At 59.3% G+C, this 3,502-nt stretch carries 3 protein-coding genes and 1 pseudogene; all 4 read right to left on the minus strand.

What is annotated here, in order from left to right:
• Positions 1-138: 138 nt before the first annotated feature.
• Positions 139-711 carry a guanylate kinase gene (gene gmk / locus HMPREF3011_RS05215; RefSeq protein WP_016422715.1) on the minus strand — a complete coding sequence of 191 codons (573 nt, stop codon included), beginning with the start codon at positions 709-711 and terminating at the stop codon, positions 139-141.
• A 5-nt stretch (positions 712-716) separates the two neighbouring features.
• Positions 717-1,043 carry an integration host factor, actinobacterial type gene (gene mihF / locus HMPREF3011_RS05220; protein WP_016422714.1) on the minus strand — a complete coding sequence of 109 codons (327 nt, stop codon included), beginning with the start codon at positions 1,041-1,043 and terminating at the stop codon, positions 717-719.
• A 419-nt stretch (positions 1,044-1,462) separates the two neighbouring features.
• Positions 1,463-2,332 carry an orotidine-5'-phosphate decarboxylase gene (gene pyrF, locus HMPREF3011_RS05225; protein WP_049181002.1) on the minus strand — a complete coding sequence of 290 codons (870 nt, stop codon included), beginning with the start codon at positions 2,330-2,332 and terminating at the stop codon, positions 1,463-1,465.
• A gap of 1 nt (position 2,333) precedes the next feature.
• Positions 2,334-3,502, minus strand: a pseudogene (gene carB, locus HMPREF3011_RS05230) (carbamoyl phosphate synthase large subunit); the annotation flags it as partial.

Here is a 3,502-nt window from a genome sequence, read left to right on the forward strand (position 1 = left end):
GGCGGTATTTTCCTGGGTCACGAGAAATCTTTCCTCAATAGAACGTGAGTTACTGGGGTGACAATAAAAATCGTCATAGCAATAGAAACACCATTGCTCGAAAGCGATTTCTACTATCTATGATGTGGAGTCGCCCTGTTACTTACCAGTAGTCAGCGCCCGAGCGATGGCCGCGACAGCATCATCGACGTTGTCGTTGACAACGACCTCATCGAATTCGTGCTGAGCATCCATTTCCACTCGTGCGGTTTCCAGGCGACGCTTGACTTGCGCCTCGGTTTCCGTGCCACGACCAGTGAGCCTGCTGACGAGAATCTCCCAGCTTGGCGGAGCCAAGAACAGCAGGTGAGCATTGGGCGCTACCTTACGGATGGAGCGGGCTCCCGCCAGATCCACCTCAACGAGTACTGGACGCCCCTCGGCGAGAGCTTTATCCACCGGGCCGCGCGGCGTACCAGAACGCTGCAGACCACCGTGGATTTCAGCCCACTCGAGCATCTCTCCTGCATCAATATGCTGTTGGAACTTCTCTGGGGTCACGAAGAAATAGTCGCGGCCATCGACCTCCCCCGGCCGTGCGGCGCGGGTGGTCATGGAAACGCTGAAGTACAGTCCGGGAACCTCGGCACGAAGCCGACTGACAACAGTGGATTTTCCTACACCGGCAGGGCCGGCGAGGACTACCAACTGACCGTTTTCATTCCCGGCCACTGCGACTAGTCCTCCACTGCGTAGCCGAAGCGCTCCAGCAGAGCGCGACGCTGACGGTCACCCAGGCCACGCAGACGGCGGGTCTGAGCAATCTCCAGGTCATTCATGATGTCCTGCGCCTTGACCTTGCCGACCTTCGGCAGAGCCTCGAGCAGAGCGGAGACCTTCATCTTGCCGATGATCTCGTTCTCGTCAGCCTGCTTGAGAACCTCTGGCAGGTCGATAGCGCCACGCTTCAGCTTGTCCTTGAGCTCTGCGCGTACCTTGCGGGCCTGAGCTGCCTTCTCGAGTGCTGCTGCACGCTGCTCCGGGGTCAACTGCGGAAGGGCCACGTGTTCCTCCGTAAAAATAGATTGGTTAGCTTCTTATTTACTAGCACGAGCCTCGCGTCCACCAAAGGCAGGCAACGACACCGTGCTTAACGATTGGAGACCGTACCGCACTCACCGGTTGTTGAGGCAAATGCTGACGGGGTGTCGATAAAAATGACACCGGGGCTTTATCCGCCCCACCTTTCGGTCGTGGTCAACCAACTCCGGCGATTGTAGCACCGTTTGCCCAGGAGAATGGAAATTGACCACGGTTTTTGTACGAAATCTCCTAGGAATTGTCACAGTAACTTGCCTATACCTACGCCACCGCCATCCGAGGGTCATTAGGAAAATCCCGGCAGCTAGGTACGGAAGAGCCCGCAGGGGCACCTGTTCTATGAGGTGTCCCCGCGGGCTTCTGACAATTCGGCGAACTGCTGCTAACTCTCGGAAAGGAACGGAGCTGCAGCTTCAATCGTTGCGCGCCGCAGCGCAGCAGGATCAGGTCCAGCGGAGAGAATCGCACGCGAAATATTCGGCAGTGCAAGCCCCTTGGATTCCCCTGCCAGACGATCTACATCTGCCGGGGTTCCACCCTGAGCTCCCACACCGGGCATGAGAATGGGACCGCGCAGGTCACTGAGCACCGGGGCGTCGTCAAGCGTTGCGCCAACAACAACGCCGATGCTGCCCGCCTTTGCACCACCGTCAATTTGGCGAGCATTAATAGCGGCTGCCTGGTTGACCATGGTCTGAGCCAGAGTCTCACCCGAAACCATCGCCTTCTGCACTGACGCACCTTCCGGATTGGACGTCGCGGCCAGCACAAACAAGCCCCGTCCGTTCTCCAACGCCAACGAAACCGCCGGATCAAGAGCACCGAATCCAAGGTACGGAGATACCGTCAGTGCGTCGGCGGCTAGCGGCGAGCTATCCGACAGCCAGGCTTCGGCGTATGCAGCCATAGTCGAACCGATATCGCCACGCTTGGCATCTGCAATCGACAGCGCACCTGCGTCCTTCAGGTCCGCCAACGTCCGCTCCAGGACGGCAAAGCCCTTGGAACCGTAGGCTTCGAAGAACGCCACCTGGGGCTTGACGACGGCAACGATGTCACCAAACGCTTCGACGCATGTGGTGGCAAAGCGCTCTAGACCTTCTGCCGATCGCGGTAACTGCCAGGCATCCAGCAACCTAGGGTGCGGGTCGATTCCCACACAGAGCCGGCCGCGCTCGGCGACAACCTCGCTGAGGCGATCGCCGAAACCCTTAATTGTCCGCACTGCGGATCCTTCAGCCTTCGCGGTCATGTTAGACCTGCTCCTGAGCAGCCAACTCTGCCGGGTGGAGCTCCTGCAGAGCCTTAACGCTCATCTCACCGTTGCGCAGTGCCAGGATGCCTTGCAGTGCGGCGACAGCACCCTGAGCGGTAGTCACACAAGTTACGCCCTGGCTCACCGCAGCGGCGCGAATCTCGTATCCGTCAGAACGTGCGCCAGCGGAACCGGATGGGGTGTTGATAATGATGTCAACCTCACCGTCGCGGATCATGTCGACAATGTCGCGCTCGTCAGACGGCGCTTCGGAATCAGTCGTACGCTTTGCGACGACCTCACACTCGACACCGTTGCGGCGCAGCATGCCGGCAGTACCCTCCGTTGCCAGGATGCGGAAGCCCATATCCGCCAGCGTGAGAATCGGGAATACCAGAGTGCGCTTATCGCGGTTGGCCAGCGAGACGAAGATCGTGCCCTCGGTCGGCAACTCACCGAAACCGGCCAGCTCTCCCTTGGCGAAAGCAGCACCAAAGTTGTCGGCCAGACCCATGACTTCACCGGTGGACTTCATCTCCGGGCTCAGCAGGCTGTCGAGAGCGCGGCCCTCAAAGTCGCGGAAGCGGTTGAACGGCAGGACGGCTTCCTTAACCGCAATCGGAGCGTCAGCGGGCAGAGAACCGCCGTCGAAGTTGGACGGAATCATGCCCTCTTCGCGCAGTTCCGCGATTGTAGTACCCATCATGACGCGGGATGCGGCCTTAGCCAGCGGAACCGAGGTTGCCTTGGAGACAAACGGTACGGTACGAGATGCACGCGGGTTGGCTTCGATGACGTAGAGGGTCTCGTCCTTGAGTGCGTACTGAACGTTCATCAGGCCCTTCACACCGATGCCGTGTGCCAGTGCCTTGGTGGATTCACGCACCTTGTCGATGATGCTTCCGGACAGAGTCATCGGAGGCAGCGCACACGCGGAGTCACCGGAGTGAATACCGGCTTCCTCGATGTGTTCCATGACGCCGCCGAGGTAGACCTCTTCCCCATCACACAGTGCATCAACATCGATTTCGATGGCGCTGTCCAGGAAGCGGTCAACCAGTACCGGGTGCTCATTGGACAGCTCGGTAGCGCGGTTGATGTAGTCCTCCAGGGTGGCCTCATCGTAGACGATTTCCATGCCACGGCCGCCGAGGACGTAGGACGGAC

It is taken from the genome of Corynebacterium sp. HMSC074C04 (assembly GCF_001838295.1).
Taxonomy (GTDB): Bacteria; Actinomycetota; Actinomycetes; order Mycobacteriales; family Mycobacteriaceae; genus Corynebacterium; species Corynebacterium amycolatum.

Coding starts and splice junctions, on each gene's coding strand:
- pyrF (WP_049181002.1), bottom strand. CDS start 2,332: ATGACCGCGAAGGCTGAAGGATCCGCAGTGCGGACAATTAAGGGTTTC.